The organism is Pedobacter faecalis, assembly GCF_030182585.1.
Lineage (GTDB): Bacteria > Bacteroidota > Bacteroidia > Sphingobacteriales > Sphingobacteriaceae > Pedobacter > Pedobacter faecalis.
In genome coordinates this window covers 496,205-521,652 of the sequence record NZ_JARXOW010000001.1, presented here as the reverse complement: position 1 = coordinate 521,652, position 25,448 = coordinate 496,205, and the positions used below count along the sequence as shown (strand labels likewise).

Genomic DNA, 25,448 nt, shown 5'->3' with positions numbered 1-25,448 from the left:
CAGAGCAAAAATAATACCGCAGCTTACCTGATCATCACACCCGGCTTGTCTACCAGCGGGATATGAATAAGGTTATCGTCGACAATGCTCTCCGGAAGGAAAATAAACTTCTTATCGTAGATGACCCCGTCTATATAATAGCTGAGCCAGTACTCGTTGGTGAGACCGAAAACCTGTGGATCAATAGCTTCCACACCAGCAAAAGCCTGGGCATCAATGTCGCCCAGAAAATGCCGCAATACAGAGGTTTTAACCTGTCGACCGTCCTTTTCGCCATACCCTTTAGAACTGATCAGCACATTGTTGATCGGACTCTCCTTCAGGTTAACCACGTATACCGTCCAGTCGCCCGACTCAGGCCTATCGCCCATCAGCACAACGGCCATGGCCACATCTTCTACAATATTTTCAGGCAGATCCTTTTTCATCACTTCTTTGCTTTCGCCGTGGTTTTCCGTGCACCAGCCTTAGCGGTCGTTTTCTTTGCGGCTGTTTTCTTCACCTTAGGCGTAAAGGCGTCCGGAACCTGCTCCACGATCAGTTTCTTTACCTCATCCAGCGAAATCTCCGCAAGCGCTTCAGCAGTATATTTATCGTTGGTAGCCGGATTCTTTTTCAGCTTCAGCATGTCTTTACCGAAGCGAATGAAAGGTCCCCAGCGACCATTTTCAATAGCAATCTTTTCTTCCGGCCACTGCTGAATGAACCTGTTGGCTTCTTTATCCAGTTTTTTACGGATCAGTTCCTCAATGTCTTGCTGCTTTAGATGATTGAAATTATAGGCCTTCGGCACATTGATAAACAAATCGTTCCATTTAATGAAAGGACCGAAGCGACCAGTACCCTTGGTTACCGGCAAGCCCTCAAAATGCGCTACCGGCGCATCAGCGGTAATCTTCTCATCAATGATCTCCTGCGCACGCGCCTGATCTATCGTAAGCGGATCCTCGTTTTTCGGCACCGAGATATAAGCATCACCCCATTTTACATAGGGACCAAAGCGACCTATGCCCACCATCACTTCCTTACCCTGATAGTCTTCGAGTGCAAACGGGAGTTTAAAAAGTTCCAGTGCATCTTCCAGGCCTATCGTAGCCACAGATTGCGATTTCGTCAGACTAGCGTACTGCGGCTTCTCTTCGTCGTCGTTCTCGCCAATCTGCACCAGGGGACCAAAACGGCCTACCTTAGCATACACATTCTTGCCCGTGGCAGGGTCTGTTCCAAGCAAACGCTCCCCATTGGCGCGGTCGGCAGTCTCCAATGTCACCTCCACCTCGTTATGGAAAGGCTTATAAAAGGAGTGGAGCATCTTAGTCCATTCCTGAAGCCCCTGAGCGATCTCGTCAAACTCCTTCTCTACGCTTGCCGTAAAGTTGAAATCCACAATACCCTTAAAATGCTCCACCAGGAAATCGTTCACCACCTCACCAATGTCGGTAGGGAATAATTTAGCTTTTTCGGCTCCGGTTATTTCTGTCTTAGTTTGCTTATTTACAGCACCTTTATGCAACCTGATGCAAGTAAAACTGCGCTGCTTTCCGTCCCGGTCTTCCTTAACCACATAACCGCGGTTCTGAATAGTGGATATGGTAGGCGCATAGGTGGAAGGCCGGCCTATACCCAGCTCTTCAAGTTTCTTTACCAGACTAGCTTCCGTATATCGAGCAGGCGGACGCGAAAAACGTTCCGTAGCCAGCATTTCATTCAGCGTAAGCGCCTGTCCGCGTGTGAGCGGCGGCAGCAAACCAGCTTTTTCGCTGTCGTCTGCATCATCGTCGTCCGACGATTCCAGGTACACTTTTAGGAATCCGTCAAACTTAAGCACTTCGCCCTCGGCAACCAGATGTTCACCGCGGGTGCTGATTCCAATCTGCGCTGTGGTTTTCTCAAAAAGCGCTTCACTCATCTGCGAGGCGATAGAACGCTTCCAGATCAATTCATATAAACGCTGCTCAGAGCTGTCGCCCGGCACAGTATGCTGATTAAAGTAGGTAGGACGAATAGCCTCATGCGCTTCCTGTGCACCGGCCGACTTGGTCTTATATACCCTTCGCTGATGATATTTTTCTCCCCAGGCCGAATTAATTTCCGCCGCTGCAGCCTGAAGCGCAGTCTCCGATAAATTCACAGAGTCCGTCCTCATATAGGTAATGCGCCCGCTTTCGTACAAGCGCTGCGCGATCTGCATGGTACGGGAAACCGAATAACCCAGCTTCCGGGCAGCTTCCTGCTGCAGGGTAGAGGTTGTAAACGGCGCTGCCGGATTGCGTTTGGCAGGCTTAGTCTCCAATGACGACACCGAAAACGAAGCGTTCATGCAATCCTTCAGAAAACTTTCTGCCTCTGCCTCGGTACCAAAGCGGTGCGGAAGTTCAGCCTTAACCAGCTCGCGACCATTGCCGGTAGAGAATTCTGCCGTGATCTTGAAAGCCGCCACAGCGTTAAACTTATTAACCTCGCGTTCGCGATCTACAATAAGCCTTACGGCTACCGATTGCACCCTTCCGGCCGACAAAGAAGGCTTCACCTTCTTCCACAACACCGGCGAAAGCTCAAAACCCACCAGCCTGTCGAGCACCCTCCGGGCCTGCTGCGCATGCACCAGGTTATAATCGATGCGTCTCGGCGCCTCGATAGCTTTAAGTATAGCCGGTTTAGTGATCTCGTGAAAAACGATCCGTTTCGTCTTATCTTCTTTCAGGCCAAGCGTCTCGAACAGGTGCCATGAAATCGCTTCTCCCTCGCGGTCCTCATCGGATGCGAGCCAGACCATCTCTGCTTGCTTAGCCAGTTTTTTCAGCTCAGCCACCACCTGCTTCTTGTCTGCAGGTACCTCGTAAGTCTGCGCAAAATTATTGTCAATGTCGATAGCCATATCACCCTTAACCAGATCCCGGATATGTCCGTAACTAGACTTAACAAGGAAATCCTTACCCAGATATCCTTCGATGGTTTTGGCTTTTGCAGGAGACTCGACGATTAACAGATTTTTGACCATTCAGACCGATTTTCTGCAAATAAAGCTATAATTAAGCCGAATATCAAAATCAGATCGGAATTTTATAATAAAATAATCCGCTATTCCTTGCCGCCATCACGCACCACATGGTAGTTGGGCGACATCAGTTCGAGGCCTGCGTCTTTGAACTGGTCCTGGATGTTTTCGAGCAGATTACTATAGATTACCGCCTGTCTGTTAGGCTCTTTAGTATAAGCATTGATCTGGTATGCAATATAAAAATCATCAAGACTCGTCTGCAGCACAAACGGCTTCGGATCCTCCAAAACATGGACCGTTTTAAGGGCCGCCTGAATCAGCAATTCGTACACCCGCTGCCAGGGCACATCATACCCCACCGTTACCGTGTAGTGAATGATAAGTCCCTGCCGCTCGTTTTTCGTCTGACTCGAATAGTTGACCGTAGAACTTGAAAGCACGGTAGAGTTCGGGACCGTAATATCCTCATTCTTGATGGTACGGATGCGCGTCACCAGCATGGTCTTTTCCACCACATCGCCGGTTACATCACCAATCTTCACCCGGTCGCCCACCCTGAACGGCCGCATATAGGTAATAACCAAACCAGCCACTATATTCGTAATCGCATTGGAAGAGCCCAGCGAGATCAGTACCCCAAGAAAGACCGATACCCCTTGAAACGCCGGAGAGCTATAACCCGGCAGGAAAGGAAAGATAAGCACCAGCATAAAAGCATACATAATGAACTTCAGTATGTTGAATGTTGGCATAGCCCAGTCGGAATGAAAACCTCTGAACACGATATTACCCCGTTTTACCTCCCTGAACACATATTGAATACCCTTGATCAGGTACCGGAAAATGAGGTAGATGACCACGATCTTAAACAGATTGGGCAGGTAATCCATAACCGAACTTACCGCCGAGCGCAGTGGAGTAAGTACCCAATTGAGCAGGGTAGCGGTCCAACTCTCCGTCTCCGGAAAAATACTGAACAGCAGCGGGAGCGAGAGATATACCGCCAGAACCACCACGACGATTCTAAGTACCGTATTTGCCTTCAGAAATATACTTTCCAGATGATCAGGCGTCACGATCTTGGTATTTTTAAGCCTGAGCGCAGTTACATATCGTTCCTTATTAGCCGATATAAAGAGCGCCGTGCGGTTAAACAGCTTGTTGATGACCCACACCACCGCGACAAGCAAAGCAATCACCAGCGCCACCAGACTAATGCGTTTCAGCAGGTTGGCAATACTATGCATTTCCCTTTCGCGGGCTACCGATTTCTTGATGATCGTCAGGTATTCCCGGGCAAGCTCCGCGTTAGTCTTATCAAACCACAGTCCGTCGAGGTTGCCGATGCTAATCACGACCTTATCCGGCTTAAAAATCAAGTCATAGCTTCCTTCATTTTCGGCGGCGACTAAGGAATCAGGGCTGTAGAACGGATCTTCATACAGCTCCCTCACTTTGGCCGACACAGCCCGGGCCCTTTCTTCCGGGTTGAAAGATCCGGTACGCGTAAACACGAAAAACAACGTATCCTGGTTCAGGCGTACTGGAAATCCCCTTGTTGTTTTCTTCAGCGACCTAAGCTTTTCCCGCTGCGCGATGGCCCTAAGCGAGTCATCCACAGCTATCTGCCGCAGCTTAGCTTCAAGTTCCCGCGTGCGGCCGGCATTGCCAGACGCCTCCGTAAGCTCTTTTCTAAGCTGCACCTTCACCAGCGAATCTATCCGTCGCTGCTGCTCCTCTTTAAGCAACATCGCCTCGTTAATACTTGAGTTCTCACTACCCGAGGTATCGGGGGCCGACTGTGCAAAGGCGGCCACACAAAACATCAATTGCAATACTGCAAACAGGTAGAAACGGCTCAGGTATATCATAGGCTAGCTAAAAAATTCATCGATAAGCTGACGCGCAAGTTCCTCGTTTTCCGGACCAACCCACACCTCGGCAGCATTGAAACCACCGGCGCTAACGGCCGGTGATTCAATGGAACTCATATGTTCATTCTTGACCATACACGGTAAATCATGTTCCAGAAACATGCTTTCGATCATTTTCGCCTTCCATACGTCACCAGAAAACACCTGTACAAGTCTGTCGTTGTCGTTTTTCATGCTCAATCAGTTAAAGGGAAATTTGTCCGCAATACACACTGTCGGACACCCGCTGCCTGTCGTTGGATATGAAAGCCACATAAGTTTCCACCACCGTGTCAGCCGTATGCCATGGTTTCGGCATTCTCGGATCAATTTGCAGCTGCTCTGTACCCGCCGTGCGCCGGGCACCGCCTACAATGAAAAAAGCCCTCATGGTATCTGGCAAATAAGCGAGTACCATGACCTGATCGCTCTTGCGGGCATAAGACAAGCTAGCTTCCACATCCCAGGTGAAAGTAAGCACGTTGTCCTCGAAAGATACCGCAGCATTTTGTGGTTCAGGAAGATTACCCTCACTGACAATCACCCTGCTGTAATCGATCCACAGGTTAGGATGTTCGCCCATAATGGCGTGTTCCCTGAACAGGCTCGTCGCCGCATTCTGCGGAATCTTTGTAGTACCTTTTGTAGCAGGGTGGAAGCTGTAGCACACAAAGTCCTTCAGCGGACTCACATACTTCTGAGCCATACGAAACCTTGCCTGAGAGTCGGCAAGTTTGCCCGTTGCTTTCTTCCTGCGCTTTGCCGTTTTTCGGGGACGCATTCTTGCGACATTTTCCCCGCGTCTTACATAGTTCACGATGTTGCCCAGTAGCCCCATCAGGAAGCCATAAGGACCATTTTTTAGTCTAGCCATAATTTTATTTTTTAATATTTAATAAACGTTTAAACAATAATAAAGAAAAATAACCGAAAATGCCAAGCCATTGCGTAAGTATTTTACACTCGTTATCAACTGATATTATACATGTATAAAACAGCTTTTATACTGGTTTAAGCAGACTGATACCAGTCTAATAGCAGTCTAATACCAGACTAAAAGCAGTTTAATTTACTTACGCAATAGCCAGTGGGTTGCCAGACTTTTCTATTATTCAGGCAATATTTTTGTGTGTATATTCGTCTAATAAAAAAACCATATTTATGACTACATTATTGATTATGCTGAGCCTGCTTTTTACGCCGCCGGCAAAAAGCGTACACGATTTTTCATTTACCAGTATCGATGGCAAAAAGATCAGCCTGTCTAAATTTAAAGGCAAGAAAATCATGATCGTGAACACTGCCTCGAAATGCGGTTTTACGCCGCAGTATGAAGAGCTTGAGAAACTACATAAGCAGTATGGTAAAAAGCTGGTTGTTATTGGTTTTCCTGCGGGAAATTTTGGGGGACAGGAACTGGCTACCAACAGCGAGATCAAGGAGTTTTGCTCGAGCAAGTTTGATGTGTCATTTCTGATGGCCGAAAAAAGCAGCGTGAAAGGCGATGACATCACTCCGCTGTTCAAGTATCTTACCACAGCTGAAAACCCTGATTTCAAAGGCGATATCAACTGGAATTTCGAGAAATTCCTCATCGACGAGAACGGTAAATTAATACACCGATACCGCTCTAAAGTAAAGCCGCTCGACCAGAGTGTTGTGAAAAATATTTAACACAAGTGATGCACTGAATTTTTGGTGCACCGTAAATAAAAAGGGAACGCTTTAGCGTTCCCTTTTTGCTTTTTTGGCCGTATAATGTTATTTTAGGTAACCAAATCTTGAAATCATGGAGAAGAAACATCAGTACCAGGCGACAGTGGAATGGACGGGCAATCTAGGCAGCGGAACCTTCAATTATACCTCATACAAGCGAGATCACCTGATTCAGGCACCGGGCCGGCCTGCTATTGAATGTTCTTCCGATTCGGCTTTCAGGGGTGATGCAAAAAGGTACAATCCGGAGGAGCTGTTGCTTTCGTCGGTTTCGTCATGTCACATGCTCTGGTATTTACATCTCTGTGCTGAAGCAGGTATTATTGTGCTGGAATACCGTGACGAAGCCAGTGGGTTAATGCTCGAAAATTCTGACGGTTCAGGTGCTTTCAAAGAGATCGTTTTGAAACCGAAAGTTAAGGTGGCGAACGCAGATATGCTTGGGAAAGCCGGGGAACTTCACAAGAAAGCAAATGAGTTTTGTTTTATTGCCCGCTCGCTGAACTTCCCGGTGCGCCATGAGCCGGAGATTTTGGTTTAAACGCCGGAACCTTTGTCCCTTTTCATTTCGTCACAGATATCTTTCAGGATGGCGTTGCGCTTCCTGCTGGATTTACGGATATCGTTTATAATCCAGAAGAAATAAATGGCGGCGCCGATCATGGCAGCGAAATACAGGTAGGGGAAGATACTAAAGAAGCTGAACATATGATTTTTCGGTTAGCGTTTGTTGATTGCGTTAGGTTGATTGATCAAATATATTTATTTTGAGGGACATTAACTAGAGCTCAGCAAGATGCAAATAATTAGCGCCCTTTGGTATTTTCAACGTCGGCTGGTGTTGCCGGCATTTCTTTTATCTTTCCTGCTTTCTTTTTTTATGATGGGCTGGTCGCGCGTGATGGCCGGTACAGGACTGGGAATGTTGTTGCTGATGCCTACTGCGCATCTTCTGGTATACGACTGGACATACAAAAATGAGTATTTGTTTTACCATAACATGGGCCTCTCGAGGCGGTTGTTATGGTTAAGCACGCTTTTGGTAGGCATGGTGATGGCGGCAATATTTTTCGCTTTATGAGTTCTGGTTTGCATGTTGACAGTGTGAGGAAACAATTCCGCGGGCGCTTTGTGCTGAATGATGTGTTCCTGTCTTGCCAGATTGGTGAGACTGTTGGACTTCTAGGTCGAAACGGCTCGGGAAAGTCGACTTTACTTAAGATTATATCTGGGACGCTATCGGCGGATTATAAATACATTTCTATAGACAACCTCCGGGTTGCTGATTCGTTCGGCTCACGCCGGTTAATGCGTTACCTGCCGCAGGACAGCTTTTTGCCCAGCCACATAAGTATAGAAAGTATATTACGTTGCTTTTGCAGCAGTCGGAACGCCGATGTACTTCGACAAAGCATTCATGTTCAACCTTTTTTGAGACGTTTGCCCGGAGATTTGTCGGGCGGCGAGAAACGCATTATAGAGATTTTGCTGCTCCTGCACTCGGATGCGAAGTACGTGCTTTTAGATGAACCTTTTAATGGTTTGGCTCCCCTGCATGTGGAAATTGTGAAAGATATTATCCGGAGTGCAAGTGGTAAGGGGATTGTGGTTACCGACCATGATTACCGCAACGTACTCGAAATATCATCTAGGGTGATCCTGATGCAGGAAGGAAACACGAAAAAGGTTAACCGGGCTACTGACCTGATCGATTTTGGTTATCTGCCACGACACACTGTTGTAGAGTGGGAGGCAGCTACCTAGCTACAAACGTTTTGCGAGAAGAAGCCGCGTTAACGCTGCACAGTTATAGTCAAGGCACCTGGGATTAACACAAGAAGCCGCCGCCGAGCAGATCGTTGCCTTCGTAGAATACGGCCGATTGTCCGGGTGCGATGGCAGAAACGTTGTGATCGAAGACCACGCGCATCTTATCTTTTTCCTGTACGATGGTGCTTAGTGTACCGGCATCTTTATAGCGGATCTTGGTAACCACGTTGTCCATAGGTTCCTCAATGCTTTCGTATTTTACCAGGTTCAGGTTGCGCACCATGGCTTCTCCACGCTCAAGCTCATCCGCCCGGCCCAGCATAACGGTATTGCTTTCGGGGAGGATTCGGGTAACGAACATCGGTTCGCCAAGGGCTATACCCAGGCCTTTTCGCTGACCAATGGTATAGAATGGGTAGCCTTTATGCTGACCTACCACTTTGCCGTTGCTCAGGACAAAGTTGCCCGGGCCAACGCGCTCGTCGAGGTCCTCCACTTTATGACGAAGGAAGGCCCGGTAGTCGTTATCTGGTACAAAGCATATTTCGTAGCTTTCGCTTTTTTTGGCGAGTTCTTCCTGTCCCATATCCAATGCCATTTGCCTGATCTCGGCTTTGGTAAAGGATCCTAAGGGGAACTGGGTACGCGCCAGGTTTTCCTGGGAAACACCCCAGAGTACGTAGGATTGATCTTTGTTTTCGTCTTTTCCTTTGGAAATGACGTAGCGACCGTTGTCTTGCAAGCGGATATTTGCATAGTGGCCAGTTGCGATGAACTCACAATCGAGCTTATTGGCACGCTTCAGCAATGCCTCCCACTTGATGTGGGTATTGCACAAAACACAGGGGTTAGGGGTGCGTCCGGCGAGGTATTCGTCTACGAAGTTGTCGATCACGAAATCGCCAAATTCGTCGCGTATATCCAGTATATAATGAGGGAAGCCATAGTTAACCGCCAGTGCGCGGGCATCATTGATGCTATCGAGACTGCAGCAGCCGGTTTCTTTACTGTTGCTGCCTGAGGTGGCGTAATCCCATGTTTTCATGGTAAGGCCGATAACCTCGTATCCTTGTTCGTGCAGCATTACAGATGCTACTGAACTGTCGACGCCGCCACTCATGGCGACTAATATTCTTCCTCTTTTACTCATGTTGCGATCTACCCGGGTTCAAAGGCCGGTGATTAAATTGAAAACAACTCCAATTTCACCTGCAAAAATAGTGTTTATTTGGGGTTTATTTAAATATTGGGGTCAGGCTAGCGTAAATATCAGATTGAGCTTTGCTGAGCTTTCTTCTGAAGGGTAACTACTCCGATATGATATGCGTATAATGCCGCGGGTATGAAAGTAAGGGCAATATTTCCGATTTCCCGGACGCCTTCTTTATCGATTGTGGTGACCAATGCTGCATTGAACTGATTAGTTTCGCAAAATTGAACCAAACTACTCAACTCTTGTGGTTTATCGAAATAACGATTGCTCCATTTAATTTCTACGCCCCAAAGTGGCTTAAATCTTTTGTCGTCCAATAACACGAGGTCAACCTCTCCTTCGGATCTTCCTGCCTTCCAACGCCCATAGGCTAAATCCAGTTTCTCCCGGTGCATCCATTGTGATAGCAGCGCGGTCTCGACAAGGTTCCCCATTTCGGGGTCACTGTCGGATATTGGAGAGAACAGCGCTGTGCGAAGGGAGGGATTTGTGAGGTAAACCTTAAAACTTGTTATCCGCTTTAATCGCTTGGCGTTTATGTCGACCTTATTCAGGACTTTAATCAAAAATGCTGCTTCAAGATATTCTAAGTATCGCTTGATCGTTTCTTTCACAATACCGCTTTCTTTTGACAGCTTTTCGAAGGAGAACTCGTTTCCGGTATTGTAAGCAATGTAACTGAAAAACCTGTTCAGTTCCTGAACGTCCTTGATTCCGTATAGACTAGGCAAGTCGCGTAACAGTACTTTATCTACAATGTCATTCTTAACATAGCGGCCCATATCGTCTTGTATCTTTTCGGACAAGACAACTTCCGGGTACCCGCCAAAATTAAGATAGTTGACAAATTCCTTATTCAATACTTTGATATCGTGCGTTACTGTGAAAGGAGCGGTTTTCCCGGAGTATGTAAGGGTTCCTTTGTTTAACAGGTGCGCCATGCCTTTCAGGTGGATGTATTCCTGAAATGTGAGCGGTGGCAACATGAAGTCGGTAAACCTGCCAGCTCCGCTTTCTGAACTGTGCCATTTCAAGGCAGCGGCGGCCGAGCCCGATACAATAAATTTACAATCGGGGTAAGTATCGACCAATACTTTTAAATGACGTTCCCAGTCTTTTAAGTACTGAATCTCATCGAAAAAAACATAGCATCCGTGCAAGTCCGCCAATTTCAACGCGTCGCGGCAGAGTAAAAGAATATCTTCAAGCCCCAGGTTCATGTATATCGGGTTGTCAATTCCTATAAAAAATATTCGCTGGGGATTGATCCCGTCATCGATAAGCTGTGATATGGCGTGAAACATCATCACGGTTTTTCCGACCCTACGAGGTCCCATCAGAACAACGGCACGCCTTACATCCGTTTCTTTTACGTAAGGGTAAAAAAGCTCGAAGTACAGCCGCCTTGACATCGAACTGTAAGCGGGATGGATCACCTTGGATATCCACCAGGGATTTTCAAATTGGAGCCTTTCTATAATCTTAGGTGTCGGAATAACAGATGATACTTTCATTATTTGAGTATTTTCTACACAAATGTAATAATAAGACTATTAATATTATCTTATTTTAACACAAAAGTCTATGATAAGCTGAAACTCGTTGTCTTGTGTAATGTTTATATTAAGGCATAGTACCCCGGGGGAAGCGGCAACGAAGCGGGCGTGTGGAATTATTTTTCTATATTAGACAGCATAAAACACGGTATCTTTTATGAAGAAAATTCTATTTTTTGGTTTGCTGCTGGTTCCTGGTCTGGCTGACGCCCAACAGGCTCTGGTTAAATACGTTAAACCTATTATTGGAACGGAAAAGATGGGGCATACATACCCGGGCGCTACGGTCCCGTTCGGCGCGGTACAACTGAGTCCGGATACGGACACTATTCCGTATGCGGTAAACGGTAAGTATAACGGTGAGGTGTATAAGTATTGTGCAGGCTATAAATATGAAGATAAGACGATTGTAGGTTTTAGTCACACGCATTTTAGCGGAACGGGGCACTCTGATCTTGGTGATTTCCTGATTATGCCGACGCAGGGCAAGCTGCAAATGAATCCGGGTGTGGCGTCTGATCCTAGATCGGGCTTCCGTTCGGCTTTTTCTCATGCCAATGAGGTGGCAGAAGCGGGCTATTATAAGGTTAAGCTTGACGATCATAATATTCTGGCGGAGCTGACGGCGACTAATCGCGTGGGTATGCATCAGTATACTTTCCCTAAATCGGATGACTCGCATATTATCCTCGACCTGATGTCGGGTATTTATAATTATGAGGACAAGACGGTTTGGACGTATGTGCGGGTGGTGAATGATACGCTGATTACAGGTTACCGGCAAACGAACGGTTGGGCGCGGACGCGGACGGTTTACTTTGCGATGTCGTTCTCGAAGCCTTTTAGAGAATACGGACAAAAGAATTTTGAGCCGGCACCGGTTTACCGTGGCTTCTGGCGCAAGTTTGATCAGACAAAGAACCACCCTGAGATCGCCGGAAAGCGAATCAGGATGTACTTTGACTTTGCAACGGATGAGGGGGAGAAGGTGAAAATCAAGTTCGCGCTATCGCCCGTGAGCCAGGCCAATGCACTGGAAAACATGCGTGCTGAGATTCCGGGCTGGGATTTTGAGCAGGTAAAGGCTCAGGCGCAGCAGGATTGGAATAAGGAGCTGAACAAGATAAAAATCGGTGCGTCTGAGAATGACAAGATCAACTTTTATACAGCGATGTATCACGCTTTTGTGAACCCTACAAATTATAGTGATGTGAACGGTGAGTATAAGGGTTTGGATCAGAACGTACATAAGGCGAACGGATTTGTAAACTATACAACGTTTTCACTCTGGGATACCTACCGGGCTCTGCATCCCTTTTTCAATATCATGCAGCCTTCACGCAATAATGATATTGTGAAGTCGATGATGGCCCATTATGAGCAAAATTCTTTGAAGATGCTCCCGATCTGGTCGCACTACGCGAACGACAACTGGTGTATGAGCGGTTATCATAGTGTGTCGGTTTTGGCGGATGCGATTATCAAAGGCGTGTACGATGGTGATGCGGAAAAAGCGCTTGAGGCTTGTATTGTAACGGCTAATCACAGGAATTATGAGGGCATAGGTGACTATATTGATCTGGGCTATATCCCTGCAGAGCGTAATGTTACTTCTGTTTCGAATACGCTGGAGTATGCTTATGATGACTGGTGCATTGCGCAGATTGCAAAGAAACTCGGTAAGCAGTCGGTTTATAATGAATTTATGAAGCGCTCTGGCAACTGGGTGAATAATTTTGATCCGTCGATAGGTTTTATGCGGCCTAAACTTGCCGATGGTAGTTTTAAAAAGGATTTTGACGCACTGAGCACGCACGGTCAGGGTTTTATTGAGGGCAATACCTGGAATTACAGCTTCTTTGTACCTCATGATCCGGCTGGATTGATCGCGAAGATGGGTGGTGCGAAGCGAGTAGCTTCCCGGCTGGATTCGTTGTTTACCATGCATCTTCCTGATGAGTTTTTTGCGGACACGGAGGATATTACCCGTGAGGGGATTATAGGGGGCTATGTGCATGGTAATGAGCCGGCGCACCATGTGGCGTACTTGTATAACTGGGTGGGACAGCCATGGAAGACTCAGGAACGGGTACGTATGATCCTGAAGATGCAGTACAAGCCGACGCCTGATGGCTTAGGTGGTAATGACGACTGCGGTCAGATGAGTGCCTGGTATATGTTTTCTTCTCTGGGTTTTTATCCTGTAGCGCCAGGTTCTGATGAATATGCGATTGGCAGTCCGGCCGTAAAAAACGCGGTGCTGACTTTAGAGAACGGTAAGACGCTTGAGATTGAGGCTGTTGGCCAGAGCGACAAGAATGTTTATGTGTCTAAGGTATTGCTGAATGATAAGCCTGTTACGGACTGGAAGCTTAAGCATGCTGACATTATGAATGGGGGCAAGTTGAAGTTTTTTATGACGGGGAAAGTCAAAAAGTAAGCATGTTGTACTTAATTAAATCTCTTTTCGGGAGCTGCATCTTTTGAAGCTGCGCAACAAAAGCGCTGAGGCTCTCTCAAAGACATTTAATTTTAGACGGATTGCAAAAAAATAGCGAGGGTTTACCCTCGCTTTGTGTTTATACGGCTTTTTGTTCTTTATAGGTGTAGACGTTGTAGCTACAGAGGTATTTAGCGAGATAGCTGGATAGGAAGCAGGCTAGCAGGATGGGGATAATCAGCATGTAGCCGCCAAGGACCATACTGCAGGCCAAAGCTATGGCGGTGAAGGGTGCATGGATTGCGGCACTAAGTACAGCAGCGGCACCTACAAGGGCGAAGTTGACTACCACCAGCTCGGTGCCGAAAAAGTGGTTGCACACTGTGGCCGTGAGCATACCCAGAAAGGCGCCGGCTACTATGCTTGGCGCAAACACTCCGCCGTCGCCCCCAGCACCAAGGGTGAGCGATGCGACCAGCGGCTTAAGCAGCACAATAGCAGCCAGCAATAGGGGAAGCATCGAGGTATAGTTATTGCTTTGAAGCTGCTTCATTAATCCGGGGATGGCATGGTAACTATCGCCATACAATTGCGGAAAGTGAAAGATGGCTAGTCCGACCAGTACCGCGCCTGCGTTCACCCGGATAAAGTTGCTCGATATCTTTGAAAAACGGGCTTTGATAAAGATGACGGTCCGCGTGAAATACACAGCCAGGCAGGCGGCCAGCAAACTAAGCAGGATGAAGAAAGGCAGGGCAGCAGGCTTCCATTCGGATATGCTGAAGTGAAACATGGCTTCACCACGGAGCAGGAACATGAACAGCCAGGCAATGAGCGAAGCGCATGCGGTGCTTAATAATACGGTTTTGGTGACTTTCCTGGAGATGACTTCGACCGCGAAGAGCATTCCGGCGAGGGGGCTTCCAAATAAGGTAGCGACTCCGGCCGCCACACCTGCACAGACCAGTTCGGTTTTGTATAAGTTGGCAATGTTTTCCCGCTTATGGGCCATTGCACCGATGGTGGCAGTGGATACGACAGTGGAAACCTCTATACCTGTAGACCCGCCGAAGATGACCGTTAGGAATCCATTGAAATAGTGGGACGGAATTTTGAATGCGGGCAATTGGTTTTTACGGTTGGATATGGTCTGGTATATTTCTTTGATTCCCTTGTTCTGCTTACCCTTAAAAAGGTACTTGCGAAGGAAGTATATGAGCGTGATGCCGATGGAGGGCAGTAAGACGAAAAGATAGGGGATGCTCTTGGCCCGGTTGAAGATAAGATGCTGATAGTATTCGGTGATATATTTTAGCGAATCGGCAAGGAGGCAGGCAAAAAGACCGACAATAATGGATGCCAGGGCAAGTTTAAAATAATTGTACCGGATGACTGTTTCTCGCATAGCTGATTGATTTTCAAGACAGGGAGCGTTAGGGAATTTTGCGCAAAGATAGCAATCTGGTGTTTAAAATACTAAGACGAGGGCTCACTAATTGAAAACGCCCATCCGCAATGCGGACAGGCGCTGTCTTGTTTTTCATAGGTGTTGCGATTATTGCAGAGGCTAGACAAATGCAGGAACGCCGGATGCAGGGTCGTTACCTTGTATCTGATTACGACGAAAATCGGAGGGTTCGACTGGTCGCCTCGTTATTTTTTTGTTTAGTCCGCTTGCTGCACTGAACAGCAGCATGCCGCCCAGAATTATTTCTTCGGCCCCGATAACAGGACGGGTCTTGAGTGCTTTGATTCCGCGCTGCAATATGTATGCGCCAGCGATGACGGAGATCAAGCGTTTTCCGGCATTGAGCTCTTCTGCTTCGTATCTTCTTAATATAGAGCCTCCAAGGGCTAAGGTTGCTTTGTCTTTCAGTTTGGTAAACATAGATGTGCTCATTTTATGTTGAATAACTTTGCTCTTCTCGCTGAATATTCAACATCAATACCCGGTTTTTGTTTGGGAATTGTGGTTTTTGACAAGGAAACTGACAGTGGATGATGCCGTTGCTTTAGCCGGTATACAGGTATTTGGCCTCAAGACCTTGTATGTTGCGCAGCCGGTCGGCCACAACGTTTACCTGACTCTTCCGCACTTCAAACCGCATGGTGCTGGTGCTGTCGAAGCTTTGGAAAATGACGTTAAGCTGCTGGTCCTTGATGAGCTTCATAACGTCGTTCATGACCAGGTAATCGAAGGTGATCTCGTAGATGTCGTTGACCGTCTTTTCGATGACCTGAGCGGCGGAAATAGCATCGGCAGCAGCGGTGCGATAGGCGTTGATGAGTCCGGGTACGCCAAGCAGCGTGCCGCCAAAATAGCGTACCACGACAATAAGTATATTGGTGAGATCTGCACTGAGGATAGCGTTCAGGATGGGACGACCGCCTGTTCCCGAAGGTTCTCCGTCGTCCTGCAACCGGAACACACTTTTATCCGGCGTGAGCCGCAGGGCCCAGCAGTGATGTCGCGCTTTAGGGTGTTCAGCACGAAGTTGCTGCAGGATAGTCTTCACCTGCTCGTCGGACGAAATGGGATAGGCATAAGCAATAAATTTACTGCCTTTGTCCTTAAAGAGCCCTTCGGCCGACTGAGCTATGGTTTTGTAGGTATCGTCGAATAACATGTCAGATCTGGTATTTCTGGGCTATGGCGATCAGGATGATGGCGCAGAGCGCGAAGGTAAGTCCCAGATAATTCAGCCGGTTTAGTTTCTCTTTGAAGAGGAAGATCCCGACGAGGGTTCCGGCAATGATAACGCCCATGTTCATGGCGGCAAATACGGTGGAGGGATTATCGGCCATGGCCTGATGTGCCTTGAGGTAAAACAGGATGTTGAAAAAGTTGAAGAAGCCAAGGATGCATCCGCAGACGAAATTGACCATTTGCAAACGCTGCTTTCTGACTAGCCTCAGGTACATAATTGCGCAAAGGGAAAGGATGAAAGCCAGGCCAAAAATGAGGATGAGTGAACTGGTGTAGGGTATGGTTTGAACCTGGGCAACGCGCTTAAAGAGAGTATCTATAACTCCAAACCCGATAAAAACCATCAGCGGATATATCCACCTTTGTCCGCTTTTGTGTTCGGACGATTTTTTGTAGAGTGTAAAAAATATAGCAAGGAAGCCAACGCAGAGCCCGACAATCTTAAGCGTACTGAAACGCTCCTGGAAGACGACATAGGCCGCTATGATAGGAATGAACAGGGATAATCGCTGCGCGATGTCGGTTTTGACGATGCCTATATTTCGGACGGACGCAGCCAAAAACCAGAATATAGATGGGAGCAGGATTCCTAAAGCCAGGTAGACCAGCGAAAAGTTAGACGGACTTAGGGTCCGTACTTCCGGTCGGAAAAAGAAAATGGCCAGGATGATAGCGAAGAAATAGTTCCACGTAACGGCTTGGGGGATATTGATTTTGTATCGACGTGCGAGCTTCAACATAACCGCTACGGTTACGCTGCAGCAGACGCTAATGAAAAGGTACAGCATTCAGTTGGTTTTGATAGATGGTAAGCCGGTCGTTATGGATATCCAGCTGTTCGGCAATGAATCCGTTTACTTGCGGTGAGCGCACACCTTCCTGCCAGGATGTGGCTGAAGTGAACACGCGCGCTTCATCCCATAGTCCGGCTTTTATGAACTGACATAGGGTGTTTGCCCCGCCTTCTATGATAACTGACTGTATATCCATCAGGTAAAGCTGGAAGGCTATCTTCTGGGGCAGATAGTTCTGCATGTCTTCCATCTGGATATAACATATGTTATTCTCAGTTTTTGTCTTTACCTCATTTAATATGAGCGTTTTAGACTGGTCATTGAATAAATGGCTTGAGGTTGAAACCTGCAGTTGGCGGTCGATTAATATCCGCACAGGATTTTTACCTGTCCACTCCCTTGTGGTAAGCAGAGGATTATCGGCCATGGCAGTACGCTTGCCTATGAGTATGGCGTCTTCTTCTGTACGCCACTTATGCACCAGCTTTTTTGCAAGCGGTCCGCTGATCCATTCCTGAAGGGTGTTTTTTGGTGCAAAGTAGCCGTTGGCCGTTGTAGCCCATTTCAAAATAATATAGGGCCGGTGCTGCGTAATCCTGGTGAAGAAGCGCCTGTTGAGCTGACTGCATTCCTGCTCGAGCAAGCCGGTTTCTACAGCAATACCTGCATCGCGCAGGCGTGCAATACCTTTGCCGTTGACATCGGCGAAGGGATCTTTATTGCCTATGATGACTTCTTTGATCTGGTGCTTTACGAGCAGGTCTGCACAGGGTGGTGTTTTGCCGTGATGCGCGCAGGGTTCTAGGTTGACATACAGCGTAGCTTCGCGGAGCAGTTGCGGCGCGTGCTCGCCATGCAGCCTGAAGACATCATTAATGGCGTTGACTTCCGCGTGCGCTTCACCAAACCTGGCGTGATACCCTTCGCCGATAATGGTATCGTTATGCACAATAACACAGCCTACCATTGGATTTGGGCTTACGTTTCCGATGCCCATTTCTGCCAGCTCAAGGCAGCGACGCATGTATAGCTCTTTTGTCATCTCAGCAAAAGTAAGTTTAATGTTGGATTTACTATTTTTGCAACGCATGAATTTAAAGCAATTATTGCAATTTTTCACTAATGAGTTAAGTAACATCTATGATCGGGATGAAATTAGCTCAGTGTTTTATCTGGTGACTGAACATCTTACCGGCATGCGCCGGTCGCAGGCTATAATGGCACACAATGATTTGTTGAGCGCTGATGCACATAAGGGTTATATTAAAATTCTTGAGCGGTTAAAAGCGGGGGAACCCTTGCAATATGTATTGGGCGAGGCGAGCTTTTTCGAACTTACTTTTAGGGTGAATAAAAATGTGCTTATACCACGGCCAGAGACGGAAGAATTGGTCGACTGGGTGATACGGTCGTGCAATACACGTAAAGGATTGCAGATTTTGGATATAGGCACGGGTAGTGGTTGCATTGCGGTTTCACTTAAGAAGTTTATCCCTGAGGCGGTTGTAACTGCACTCGATATATCTGAAGAGGCACTTGAGGTGGCTGGCAATAATGCGCTTTTGAATGAGGTGGATGTGCATTTTGTTCAAGCTGACATATTAACGTTTTCCACAGCGGATAAATACGACATTATTGTAAGCAATCCCCCGTATATTGGTGGATCGGAAAAGGCTGAAATGCATGCGAATGTACTGGACTTTGAGCCGCATCTGGCCTTGTTTGTTGCGGATGAACGACCATTGTTGTTTTATGAGGCGATCGCAGATTTTGCGAAAGTTAGTCTTAGGATAGGTGGTCTGCTGTTTTTTGAGATCAACGCCAGGTATGGCATCGAAACTGTTCAAATGCTTTCTTCCAAAGGCTTTACAAACATTGAGCTAAAGCAAGACATGCAGGGAAACGACAGAATGATAAGAGCTAACTTCTTGGATGGTACTGCATAACAACCGAGCGAAGGTAATCGCGGTCGAGATGCATATAAATTTCCGTTGTAGTGATGCTTGAATGTCCGAGCATTTCCTGAATGGCCCGCAGATCGGCACCGCCTTCTATAAGGTGTGTAGCAAAGGAATGCCGGAAAGTGTGCGGACTGATTGCCTTGTTGAGCCCGATTTTTTCAGCCAGGGATTTGATGACTTTAAACACAAATACCCGGGTGAGTCCGGAACCCCGACGGCTCAGGAAGGCGTAATCGGCATACCCAGGGATAATTTTAACCTGAACACGCACTTCCTCAAGATATATCATCAGCATTTTAAGGGCTGTACTACCTATGGGTACGAGACGTTCTTTGTTGCCTTTTCCCAGTACCTTAATAAATCCCTCTTCGATAAATATCTGCGACAGCTTCAAATTGACGAGCTCTGATACTCGCAGCCCACATCCGTAAAGTATTTCAAGCATTGCTTTATTGCGCATACCGTCTGGTTTAGATGCATCTACAGCGGCTATGAGTGCATTGATTTCTTCTACGTTGAGGACGTCAGGCAGTTTGCGGGGTATCCGCGGTGCGTCGAGGACTTCACTTGGATCTTCTATGATCAATTGCTCAAGCACAAGGAAAGAAAAGAAGGATTTGATACTGGAGATGACCCTGGCCTGGCTGCTTGCAAGCATCCCGAGTTCTGATATCCATGTAATAAATTCCTTTAGATGGTAGATATCAATTAACTTTATATCAGTAGTTTTAGAAACAGACTGAAGGTACTGATCCAGTTTACGTACATCACTCAGATAGGCCTCGATGGAGTTGGCCGACAAGCCGCGTTCCAGTCGCAGGTAATTTTTATAAGGTCGCAAACAGGCTTCGATCTGCACGTCAAAAAAGATTTTATTCTGTAAGTTTTATAGTTTATGTTTGAGGCAATGAAGATACAAATAATAAACGGTCCCAATCTTAACCTGCTCGGCGTCCGTGAACCGGGCATATATGGCGACGTTGGTTTCGAAACGTATATGGAGCAGTTGCGGGCCATGTACGCGGTGATGCAAATTGACTATTTTCAGAGCAACGTGGAAGGTGAATTGATCAATAAGTTGCACGAAGTGGGCTTTACCTATGACGGCATCGTGATTAACGCGGGAGGGTATACCCACACTTCGGTGGCTTTGGCAGATGCGATTGCGGCAATAAATACACCTGTGATTGAGGTGCATGTATCTAATATTTATGCGCGGGAGGAATACCGGCATGTGTCGCTGACGGGAAAAAATTGTAAAGGAGTGCTGACAGGCTTTGGTCTGGATGGTTACCGGCTTGCTATTGAAAGTCTGTTAAAACCACTTTAACTGGCTAAAAAACCTGATCTTTTCGATAAAATATGCATAAACTATGCTGTGCGGGTATTGTCCGCCATGTTGCTGGAAAGGAATCTGTTTGCCCGATCTTTTTCGGGCGTTATGATTCAGGCTCGTTAAAAAATGCCAGTGCGCTTTATTGATGGCGAAGGCGAAATCGGCTTTACCCTGAATCATGAAATGTATCCATGCTACGAAATCGAGCGACATACGAATGAATATCCTGGACCAGGCATCGTTTAGCGGGAGATTTTTTTGCATGATGACCAGGTTGTTCCGGAAGTTCAAATAGGTTTTATAGGGGCTGTTGCTGTCGAGCGTACCGCCGCCAACATGATAGACTTCTGCATGGGGACAGTACCCGATCTTATAACCCAGGTTTTTGAGTCGCCAGCACAGGTCGATCTCCTCCATATGCGCAAAGAAATCGGGATCGAGACCGCCAACTTCCTTCCAGCAGCGACTCTTGATGAAAAGAGCGGCACCACTTGCCCAGAAGATTTCGGATGCCTGGTCATATTGCCCGTAATCTGCTTCTACCGTGTCGAACAACCGACCGCGACAGAAAGGGAAGCCGTGCAGATCGAGATAGCCTCCGGCGGCACCGGCGTATTCGAACTTGGTTTTGTTGACCTGCCATTTGATTTTAGGCTGGGCGACCGCCATAAGCGGGTCCTGTTCCATATATCTGATTACCGGATGAATCCAGTCGGGCGGCACCTCGACATCAGAATTGAGCAGCACATAATAATCGGCCTCTACCTGATTGAGCACTCTTTTGTAACCCTCTGCAAATCCATAGTTCCTGTCGTTTTCAATGATACGGATTTGGGGATAGTTGGCCTTAATGAAAGCGACGGACTCGTCGGAAGAGGCATTATCGCCCACAATAAGCTGCAGATCGGGGTACTGCGACATGACGACGCCTGGCAGAAATTGCTGCAATAATTTCTGACCGTTCCAGTTCAGGATCACTACGGCTACACTCGGGGTTGTCATCATTCGGCTATTGGTTTGTGTTTCCATCGCCTGTGGCTCCAAAGCCAGAAGGGCGGGTTTTTACGTATAATGTTTTCTAACAGCGCAAAGGTAGCTGCTGTAATTGGAAATTCGGTGGTCCCGGGAGGGGCAAGTTCCTTGTGGATCAGCGTACATTCTACTTCGTAATATCCGCGGCGCACGCGCTGCATATCGAGATAGATGGGTATGCGGCCGGTTTGCAATGCGATCTTTTCGATACCGGTGATGACGGCGGTAGGCTGGTTAAGAAAATTGATCCAATGCCGGGCTTCTTCCCGAATAGGGGTTTGATCGCCAGCAAAACAGAATGCGGTTACTTCATTTTTGGTGGCAGCAACCGCCCGAAGGGTTTGCCTCATGGTGATAAATATGTTGCCCGTTCGCGTTCTGACCTTATAAAACCACTTATCGAAGGCTGTATTGTTAAGCGGCTTATAGATCACGTATGACTTTGCAGGTATGCAAATGCCGAAGGCCATCATGCCCAGTTCCCAGTTGCTATAATGAGCAGTGCAGGCGAGCACGCTTTTACCATCGTTAAGCAGGTTGGTTATGACTTCGAGGTTCTTAAATTTTACTCTTTCCAGGATTTGTTTTTCGGTAATGCTGTCGAGTTTCACAATCTCTATGATGAGATCGGCGAGGTGCCGGTAGTAGGCTTTCTCGATTACAGCCAATTGAGCCTCAGTTTTGTCGGGGAAGGAGTTACGAAGATTTTCTTGTACAACCTTACGGCGATAGCGAAAGATGTAGTATAGTATGGCAAAGAGCAGATCGGAGATGATGTACAGTATGCTGAAAGGTAGTAATGATAAAAGCTTCAAAAAAAATATGCCTGTATAAGAAAAGCCTTTTTTTATCATTATTTTGGCGAATTGAGAATGCAAACATAATTTATCAGATGCAAAGTTCAGCTATATTCCCGCTTTTTTATCTTCCGCCGGTTGCTTATTTTTCTGCTTTAAAAGCCTTTGAACCAAAGCTGCTGCTGGAGCGGGAGGAGCATTTTGTAAAGCAAACTTACCGGAACAGGGCGCAGATTTATTCGCCAAATGGGGCGCTTGATTTGATTGTTCCGGTAATAAAGGGTGCCAAGGTTCATACTAAGGTAAAGGATGTGCGGATCAGCAATGATTTCAGATGGCAGCGCCTGCACTGGAAGAGCTTGACGAGTTGCTACCGGAACTCGGCCTATTTTGAGTTTTATGAGGATGAGTTTGTACAGTTTTATGAGCGGGAATATTCTTTCCTGTTTGACTATAACCTGGAATTGCTGACATGGGTTTTCAAACAGTTGAAGAAGGATATGCAGATCGGTTTTACGGACGACTACAAAGATGATTTGCCTGTCGAACTGGATTTCAGGGAGCGTATTCATCCAAAAAGGGATTGCCTAGGGTTTACTGCCAAGCCTTATTTCCAGGTGTTTGACGACCGACAGGGCTTCCTGCCAAACTTAAGTGTGGTTGACTTGTTGTTTAACCAGGGACCGCAGTCTAAATCTTATCTGTAATCTATGCCAAAGGAACCAAGACGCAAACACCACAAGCGTAAGCGATATTCGCTGCCGGAGGCCGGTTCCAGTCCGGGTCTGGTTTATATTGATCCGAACGCTTTAAAGACGGTTGTAAGGCTGTATAAGTATAACGCCGACCATTATGAGATTTCGGAACTGGCAGGATTTGAGGGCTTGCATGAGTGTGTGACCGACCGGAACTATAATTTCTGGGTGGAAGTGAAGGGTCTGGATTCTGAGGCGGTGTTTGAGGAACTGAACCTGAATTTCAATATTAATAAGCTCATTCTTGAGGATATTACGCGCACTTATCAGCGTCCGAAGCTTGAAGAGTATGAGAGCTATGATTTTGCGATTAGCCGGATGCTGTATATCGACGAAAATGAGGATGTAGATAATGTTCAGGTGTCGTTCATTTTGTTCGATCATATTTTATTCACCTTTCAGGAAAGTTATGAGGATTGTCTTGATCCTATAAGATCCAGGTTGAAGGCTGGCAAAGGAAATATACGTACGGGAGGAAGCAGCTATCTGATGTATGCGCTGATGGATAATATTATTGACCATTATTTTCAGATTTTGAATAAGTGGGGCGATGACCTTGATGCTATCGAGGACCGCTTGTTTGCCAATCCGGATCGCTCGGTGATGTACGACACGCAGTCTATTAAGCGCAACCTGATCTCGATAAGGCGGGTGGTTTGGCCGGAGCGCGACAAATTGAACGATATTCTACGCAGTGACAGTCCGAGGATCCCGAATCAGACAAAGACCTATGTGAAGGATGCTTACGATCACTGTATTCAGCTTATTGATATTGTTGATTCGCTGAAGGAGATCTCGGTGAGTAATATTGATATGTATCTATCGATCATTAGCAACCGGATGAACGAGATTATGAAGGTGCTAACGATTATTTCGTCCATCTTTATTCCGCTGACTTTTATAGCGGGCATTTACGGGATGAATTTTGCCCGGGTAGATCCGGCGACCGGCAAGGAGCTTCCGGGTAATATGCCGGAATTATATGAGGCCCACGGTTACGTGTATACGATTGCAGTAATGGCGTTTATTGCGGTAGTTCAGGTTATATATTTCTGGAAAAAGGGATGGTTTAAATAGGGGCTATTATTATTACCTTAGTGCCGTGCAATCATTTGAACTGGATAAGCGTGATATCTCCAAGATAAAGGCTGCCTTAAGCGCCAGCGATGAGCAGCTTTCGGCTGTTCTGGCTGAATATCATGCCTCGGAGATTGCCATTCTTTTCGCTAGTCTGCAGCCCCATGACAGGCAGCGTATTATCAATTTACTTCCTGTAGAAACGGCTTCCGAGGTGCTTTCGGAAATGACTGAAGAGGCGCATCCGGAGGAACTATTGTTGCAGATGGATCCGGAAAAGCGTGCCGAGGTGGTTGAAGAGCTCGATTATGATGATGCGACGGATATTCTGTCTCAACTGGAAGCGCACGAACAACTGGAGATACTGGAGGAACTGGACGAAGATGATGCTTCTCATATCCGGAACCTGCTGAGCTACGACGATGAGACGGCCGGTGGTTTGATGAATACGGAGTTTATCCGTATTAATGTGAACATGATGAAGAAGGATGCTATCGACGAGATCATCCGGCAAAGTGAAGAAATTGAGGAGTTTTATACTGTGTACGTGATAGATGATGCCAATGTTTTCCAGGGCGTTGTGTCGCTGGAGGATATCATCAGATCCAAGGGCAATGTAAAGATCACGGAACTTGTAAGGGCAGAGGTGGCCTGGGTGCATCCGGATACGGACCAGGAGGAGGTAGCGAGACTGATTTCGCAATATAACATCACGAGTATACCGGTGCTTGACAGTGACATGAAGCTGCTGGGCAGGGTAACTTTTGATGATGTGATTGACGTACTGGAGGAAGAAAACACGGAGGATATCCTTAAGATATCCGGGGTTTCTGAGGATGAGGAGCTGTCGGGTAACTGGGTGGAGGCTGTGAAGTCGCGCTTACCCTGGTTAATTGTGAACCTTGGTACTGCATTTCTTGCTTCCGGCGTGATCAGGCATTATGAACCAACGCTTAACCGCATACCGGTGCTATCGGCCTATATGACCATTATTGCCGGTATGGGCGGGAATGCGGCCACCCAGGCGCTTGCTGTTACGGTACGGCGGATTTCCCTTTATGATTTAACGGACAATCAGGCTTACCGCGCGGTATTGAAGGAGTTTACCGTAGGTTTAATAAACGGGGCCGTAACTGGCTTGATCGTATTTATTTTCGCATTGTATTTCGATGCAAATCCGATGCTCGGCCTGGTAATCTTTTTTGCGATGATCGGCAATCTGATGATAGCGGCTGTGACGGGTACGGGCATTCCTTTGTTTTTAAAGCGAATTGGGATTGATCCGGCCATTGCTTCTTCAATTATTATTACAACTTTTACAGATGTTTTCGGATTTTTGCTGCTGCTTGGTTTGGCGAGCAAACTTTTACTTTAACTAAT

At 47.0% G+C, this 25,448-nt stretch carries 26 protein-coding genes; 10 read left to right on the top strand and 16 right to left on the bottom strand.

Going from position 1 to position 25,448, the window contains the following annotated elements; all coding sequences use genetic code 11:
• Positions 1-23 precede the first annotated feature (23 nt).
• From QEP07_RS02320 to QEP07_RS02300, 5 genes are all read right to left on the bottom strand, one after another.
• Positions 24-428 (bottom strand): hypothetical protein, encoded by a 405-nt coding sequence (locus QEP07_RS02320; protein ID WP_256005898.1) that lies wholly within the window; start codon positions 426-428, stop codon positions 24-26.
• The gene (gene topA, locus QEP07_RS02315; RefSeq protein ID WP_285008342.1) at positions 428-3,001 is read right to left on the bottom strand and encodes a type I DNA topoisomerase; all 2,574 of its coding nucleotides are present in this window, start codon (positions 2,999-3,001) and stop codon (positions 428-430) included. The genes QEP07_RS02320 and topA overlap by 1 nt, the downstream gene beginning before the upstream one ends.
• An 80-nt stretch (positions 3,002-3,081) precedes the next feature.
• Complete coding sequence (locus tag QEP07_RS02310; protein ID WP_285008341.1) at positions 3,082-4,872, bottom strand: mechanosensitive ion channel family protein; 1,791 nt, start codon at positions 4,870-4,872, stop codon at positions 3,082-3,084.
• A gap of 3 nt (positions 4,873-4,875) precedes the next feature.
• On the bottom strand, positions 4,876-5,109 hold the full coding sequence (locus QEP07_RS02305; RefSeq protein WP_285008340.1) for a putative signal transducing protein: 234 nt from the start codon (positions 5,107-5,109) through the stop codon (positions 4,876-4,878).
• A gap of 10 nt (positions 5,110-5,119) precedes the next feature.
• The gene (locus QEP07_RS02300; protein ID WP_285008339.1) at positions 5,120-5,788 is read right to left on the bottom strand and encodes a DUF6266 family protein; all 669 of its coding nucleotides are present in this window, start codon (positions 5,786-5,788) and stop codon (positions 5,120-5,122) included.
• A gap of 287 nt (positions 5,789-6,075) precedes the next feature.
• Here QEP07_RS02300 and QEP07_RS02295 point away from each other — a divergent pair, with 287 nt between their 5' ends.
• Positions 6,076-6,588, top strand: coding sequence for a glutathione peroxidase (locus QEP07_RS02295; protein WP_285008338.1), 513 nt, complete (start codon positions 6,076-6,078; stop codon positions 6,586-6,588).
• A 115-nt stretch (positions 6,589-6,703) separates the two neighbouring features.
• Complete coding sequence (locus QEP07_RS02290; protein WP_285008337.1) at positions 6,704-7,171, top strand: OsmC family protein; 468 nt, start codon at positions 6,704-6,706, stop codon at positions 7,169-7,171.
• Here the strand turns inward: QEP07_RS02290 and QEP07_RS02285 are convergent.
• Positions 7,168-7,338, bottom strand: coding sequence for a hypothetical protein (locus QEP07_RS02285; protein ID WP_285008336.1), 171 nt, complete (start codon positions 7,336-7,338; stop codon positions 7,168-7,170). The two genes, QEP07_RS02290 and QEP07_RS02285, sit on opposite strands and share 4 nt — an antisense overlap.
• 88 nt (positions 7,339-7,426) lie before the next feature.
• On the opposite strand from QEP07_RS02285, the gene QEP07_RS02280 reads away from it, so the two are divergent.
• A complete protein-coding gene (locus tag QEP07_RS02280) occupies positions 7,427-7,711 on the top strand; it encodes a hypothetical protein (RefSeq protein ID WP_256005910.1) in 285 nt (94 codons plus the stop codon).
• Positions 7,708-8,394, top strand: coding sequence for an ATP-binding cassette domain-containing protein (locus QEP07_RS02275; protein WP_285008335.1), 687 nt, complete (start codon positions 7,708-7,710; stop codon positions 8,392-8,394). Before QEP07_RS02280 ends, QEP07_RS02275 begins: the two co-directional genes overlap by 4 nt.
• Positions 8,395-8,458: 64 nt before the next feature.
• On the opposite strand, the gene mnmA is transcribed toward QEP07_RS02275, so the two are convergent.
• Together mnmA and QEP07_RS02265 are read right to left on the bottom strand one after the other, a co-directional pair.
• Complete coding sequence (mnmA, locus tag QEP07_RS02270) at positions 8,459-9,550, bottom strand: tRNA 2-thiouridine(34) synthase MnmA (RefSeq protein ID WP_285008334.1); 1,092 nt, start codon at positions 9,548-9,550, stop codon at positions 8,459-8,461.
• Between the two features lie 119 nt (positions 9,551-9,669).
• Positions 9,670-11,127, bottom strand: a complete 1,458-nt coding sequence (locus QEP07_RS02265) for an ATP-binding protein (protein WP_285008333.1) — start codon at positions 11,125-11,127, stop codon at positions 9,670-9,672.
• Between the two features lie 199 nt (positions 11,128-11,326).
• Between QEP07_RS02265 and QEP07_RS02260 the strand changes: the two genes are divergently transcribed.
• Positions 11,327-13,609: a GH92 family glycosyl hydrolase gene (locus QEP07_RS02260; protein ID WP_285008331.1), complete on the top strand. Its 2,283-nt coding sequence runs from the start codon at positions 11,327-11,329 to the stop codon at positions 13,607-13,609.
• Positions 13,610-13,748: 139 nt separating this feature from the next.
• Here QEP07_RS02260 and QEP07_RS02255 read toward each other — a convergent pair whose 3' ends face one another.
• From QEP07_RS02255 to ribD, 5 genes are all read right to left on the bottom strand, one after another.
• The gene (locus QEP07_RS02255; protein WP_285008330.1) at positions 13,749-15,014 is read right to left on the bottom strand and encodes a chloride channel protein; all 1,266 of its coding nucleotides are present in this window, start codon (positions 15,012-15,014) and stop codon (positions 13,749-13,751) included.
• A gap of 162 nt (positions 15,015-15,176) precedes the next feature.
• On the bottom strand, positions 15,177-15,509 hold the full coding sequence (locus QEP07_RS02250; RefSeq protein ID WP_285008329.1) for a hypothetical protein: 333 nt from the start codon (positions 15,507-15,509) through the stop codon (positions 15,177-15,179).
• Positions 15,510-15,621: 112 nt separating this feature from the next.
• A complete protein-coding gene (locus tag QEP07_RS02245; protein ID WP_285008328.1) occupies positions 15,622-16,236 on the bottom strand; it encodes an IMPACT family protein in 615 nt (204 codons plus the stop codon).
• A 1-nt stretch (position 16,237) separates the two neighbouring features.
• Positions 16,238-17,056, bottom strand: a complete 819-nt coding sequence (locus tag QEP07_RS02240) for an EamA family transporter (RefSeq protein WP_285008327.1) — start codon at positions 17,054-17,056, stop codon at positions 16,238-16,240.
• A 28-nt stretch (positions 17,057-17,084) separates the two neighbouring features.
• Positions 17,085-18,152: a bifunctional diaminohydroxyphosphoribosylaminopyrimidine deaminase/5-amino-6-(5-phosphoribosylamino)uracil reductase RibD gene (ribD, locus tag QEP07_RS02235; RefSeq protein ID WP_256005921.1), complete on the bottom strand. Its 1,068-nt coding sequence runs from the start codon at positions 18,150-18,152 to the stop codon at positions 17,085-17,087.
• A 46-nt stretch (positions 18,153-18,198) separates the two neighbouring features.
• Here ribD and prmC point away from each other — a divergent pair, with 46 nt between their 5' ends.
• Entirely contained in the window at positions 18,199-19,056 is an 858-nt protein-coding gene (gene prmC, locus QEP07_RS02230; protein WP_285008326.1) for a peptide chain release factor N(5)-glutamine methyltransferase, read from the top strand.
• Here prmC and xerD read toward each other — a convergent pair.
• Positions 19,031-19,930 (bottom strand): site-specific tyrosine recombinase XerD, encoded by a 900-nt coding sequence (gene xerD / locus QEP07_RS02225; RefSeq protein WP_285008325.1) that lies wholly within the window; start codon positions 19,928-19,930, stop codon positions 19,031-19,033. The genes prmC and xerD overlap by 26 nt on opposite strands.
• A 48-nt stretch (positions 19,931-19,978) precedes the next feature.
• Between xerD and aroQ the strand changes: the two genes are divergently transcribed.
• Positions 19,979-20,401: a type II 3-dehydroquinate dehydratase gene (aroQ, locus tag QEP07_RS02220; protein ID WP_256005924.1), complete on the top strand. Its 423-nt coding sequence runs from the start codon at positions 19,979-19,981 to the stop codon at positions 20,399-20,401.
• Here aroQ and QEP07_RS02215 read toward each other — a convergent pair.
• Both QEP07_RS02215 and QEP07_RS02210 read right to left on the bottom strand, forming a co-directional pair.
• Positions 20,387-21,409: a glycosyltransferase family 2 protein gene (locus tag QEP07_RS02215; RefSeq protein WP_285010719.1), complete on the bottom strand. Its 1,023-nt coding sequence runs from the start codon at positions 21,407-21,409 to the stop codon at positions 20,387-20,389. The two genes, aroQ and QEP07_RS02215, sit on opposite strands and share 15 nt — an antisense overlap.
• Complete coding sequence (locus QEP07_RS02210; protein WP_285008324.1) at positions 21,409-22,254, bottom strand: lysophospholipid acyltransferase family protein; 846 nt, start codon at positions 22,252-22,254, stop codon at positions 21,409-21,411. The genes QEP07_RS02215 and QEP07_RS02210 overlap by 1 nt, the downstream gene beginning before the upstream one ends.
• Before the next feature lie 77 nt (positions 22,255-22,331).
• Here QEP07_RS02210 and QEP07_RS02205 point away from each other — a divergent pair, with 77 nt between their 5' ends.
• The 3 genes from QEP07_RS02205 to mgtE are packed head-to-tail and all read left to right on the top strand — an operon-like array spanning position 22,332 to position 25,443.
• Entirely contained in the window at positions 22,332-22,943 is a 612-nt protein-coding gene (locus tag QEP07_RS02205) for a WbqC family protein (protein ID WP_285008323.1), read from the top strand.
• 3 nt (positions 22,944-22,946) lie between these two features.
• Entirely contained in the window at positions 22,947-24,068 is a 1,122-nt protein-coding gene (corA, locus tag QEP07_RS02200; protein WP_285008322.1) for a magnesium/cobalt transporter CorA, read from the top strand.
• Positions 24,069-24,093: 25 nt separating this feature from the next.
• Positions 24,094-25,443: a magnesium transporter gene (gene mgtE, locus QEP07_RS02195; RefSeq protein ID WP_285008321.1), complete on the top strand. Its 1,350-nt coding sequence runs from the start codon at positions 24,094-24,096 to the stop codon at positions 25,441-25,443.
• Positions 25,444-25,448: the final 5 nt, after the last annotated feature.

What these genes read in the sequence shown, in the direction of transcription:
- QEP07_RS02275 (WP_285008335.1), top strand. Translation starts at nt 7,708, where the DNA reads ATGAGTTCTGGTTTGCATGTTGACAGTGTGAGGAAACAATTCCGCGGG.
- QEP07_RS02305 (WP_285008340.1), bottom strand. Translation starts at nt 5,109, where the DNA reads ATGAAAAACGACAACGACAGACTTGTACAGGTGTTTTCTGGTGACGTA.
- QEP07_RS02205 (WP_285008323.1), top strand. Translation starts at nt 22,332, where the DNA reads ATGCAAAGTTCAGCTATATTCCCGCTTTTTTATCTTCCGCCGGTTGCT.
- QEP07_RS02310 (WP_285008341.1), bottom strand. Translation starts at nt 4,872, where the DNA reads ATGATATACCTGAGCCGTTTCTACCTGTTTGCAGTATTGCAATTGATG.
- QEP07_RS02240 (WP_285008327.1), bottom strand. Translation starts at nt 17,056, where the DNA reads ATGTTGAAGCTCGCACGTCGATACAAAATCAATATCCCCCAAGCCGTT.
- QEP07_RS02320 (WP_256005898.1), bottom strand. Translation starts at nt 428, where the DNA reads ATGAAAAAGGATCTGCCTGAAAATATTGTAGAAGATGTGGCCATGGCC.
- QEP07_RS02215 (WP_285010719.1), bottom strand. Translation starts at nt 21,409, where the DNA reads ATGACAACCCCGAGTGTAGCCGTAGTGATCCTGAACTGGAACGGTCAG.
- QEP07_RS02290 (WP_285008337.1), top strand. Translation starts at nt 6,704, where the DNA reads ATGGAGAAGAAACATCAGTACCAGGCGACAGTGGAATGGACGGGCAAT.
- prmC (WP_285008326.1), top strand. Translation starts at nt 18,199, where the DNA reads ATGAATTTAAAGCAATTATTGCAATTTTTCACTAATGAGTTAAGTAAC.
- topA (WP_285008342.1), bottom strand. Translation starts at nt 3,001, where the DNA reads ATGGTCAAAAATCTGTTAATCGTCGAGTCTCCTGCAAAAGCCAAAACC.
- ribD (WP_256005921.1), bottom strand. Translation starts at nt 18,152, where the DNA reads ATGACAAAAGAGCTATACATGCGTCGCTGCCTTGAGCTGGCAGAAATG.
- QEP07_RS02255 (WP_285008330.1), bottom strand. Translation starts at nt 15,014, where the DNA reads ATGCGAGAAACAGTCATCCGGTACAATTATTTTAAACTTGCCCTGGCA.
- corA (WP_285008322.1), top strand. Translation starts at nt 22,947, where the DNA reads ATGCCAAAGGAACCAAGACGCAAACACCACAAGCGTAAGCGATATTCG.
- QEP07_RS02250 (WP_285008329.1), bottom strand. Translation starts at nt 15,509, where the DNA reads ATGAGCACATCTATGTTTACCAAACTGAAAGACAAAGCAACCTTAGCC.
- QEP07_RS02280 (WP_256005910.1), top strand. Translation starts at nt 7,427, where the DNA reads ATGCAAATAATTAGCGCCCTTTGGTATTTTCAACGTCGGCTGGTGTTG.
- QEP07_RS02245 (WP_285008328.1), bottom strand. Translation starts at nt 16,236, where the DNA reads ATGTTATTCGACGATACCTACAAAACCATAGCTCAGTCGGCCGAAGGG.
- QEP07_RS02260 (WP_285008331.1), top strand. Translation starts at nt 11,327, where the DNA reads ATGAAGAAAATTCTATTTTTTGGTTTGCTGCTGGTTCCTGGTCTGGCT.
- QEP07_RS02265 (WP_285008333.1), bottom strand. Translation starts at nt 11,127, where the DNA reads ATGAAAGTATCATCTGTTATTCCGACACCTAAGATTATAGAAAGGCTC.
- mnmA (WP_285008334.1), bottom strand. Translation starts at nt 9,550, where the DNA reads ATGAGTAAAAGAGGAAGAATATTAGTCGCCATGAGTGGCGGCGTCGAC.
- aroQ (WP_256005924.1), top strand. Translation starts at nt 19,979, where the DNA reads ATGAAGATACAAATAATAAACGGTCCCAATCTTAACCTGCTCGGCGTC.
- QEP07_RS02300 (WP_285008339.1), bottom strand. Translation starts at nt 5,788, where the DNA reads ATGGCTAGACTAAAAAATGGTCCTTATGGCTTCCTGATGGGGCTACTG.
- QEP07_RS02285 (WP_285008336.1), bottom strand. Translation starts at nt 7,338, where the DNA reads ATGTTCAGCTTCTTTAGTATCTTCCCCTACCTGTATTTCGCTGCCATG.
- QEP07_RS02295 (WP_285008338.1), top strand. Translation starts at nt 6,076, where the DNA reads ATGACTACATTATTGATTATGCTGAGCCTGCTTTTTACGCCGCCGGCA.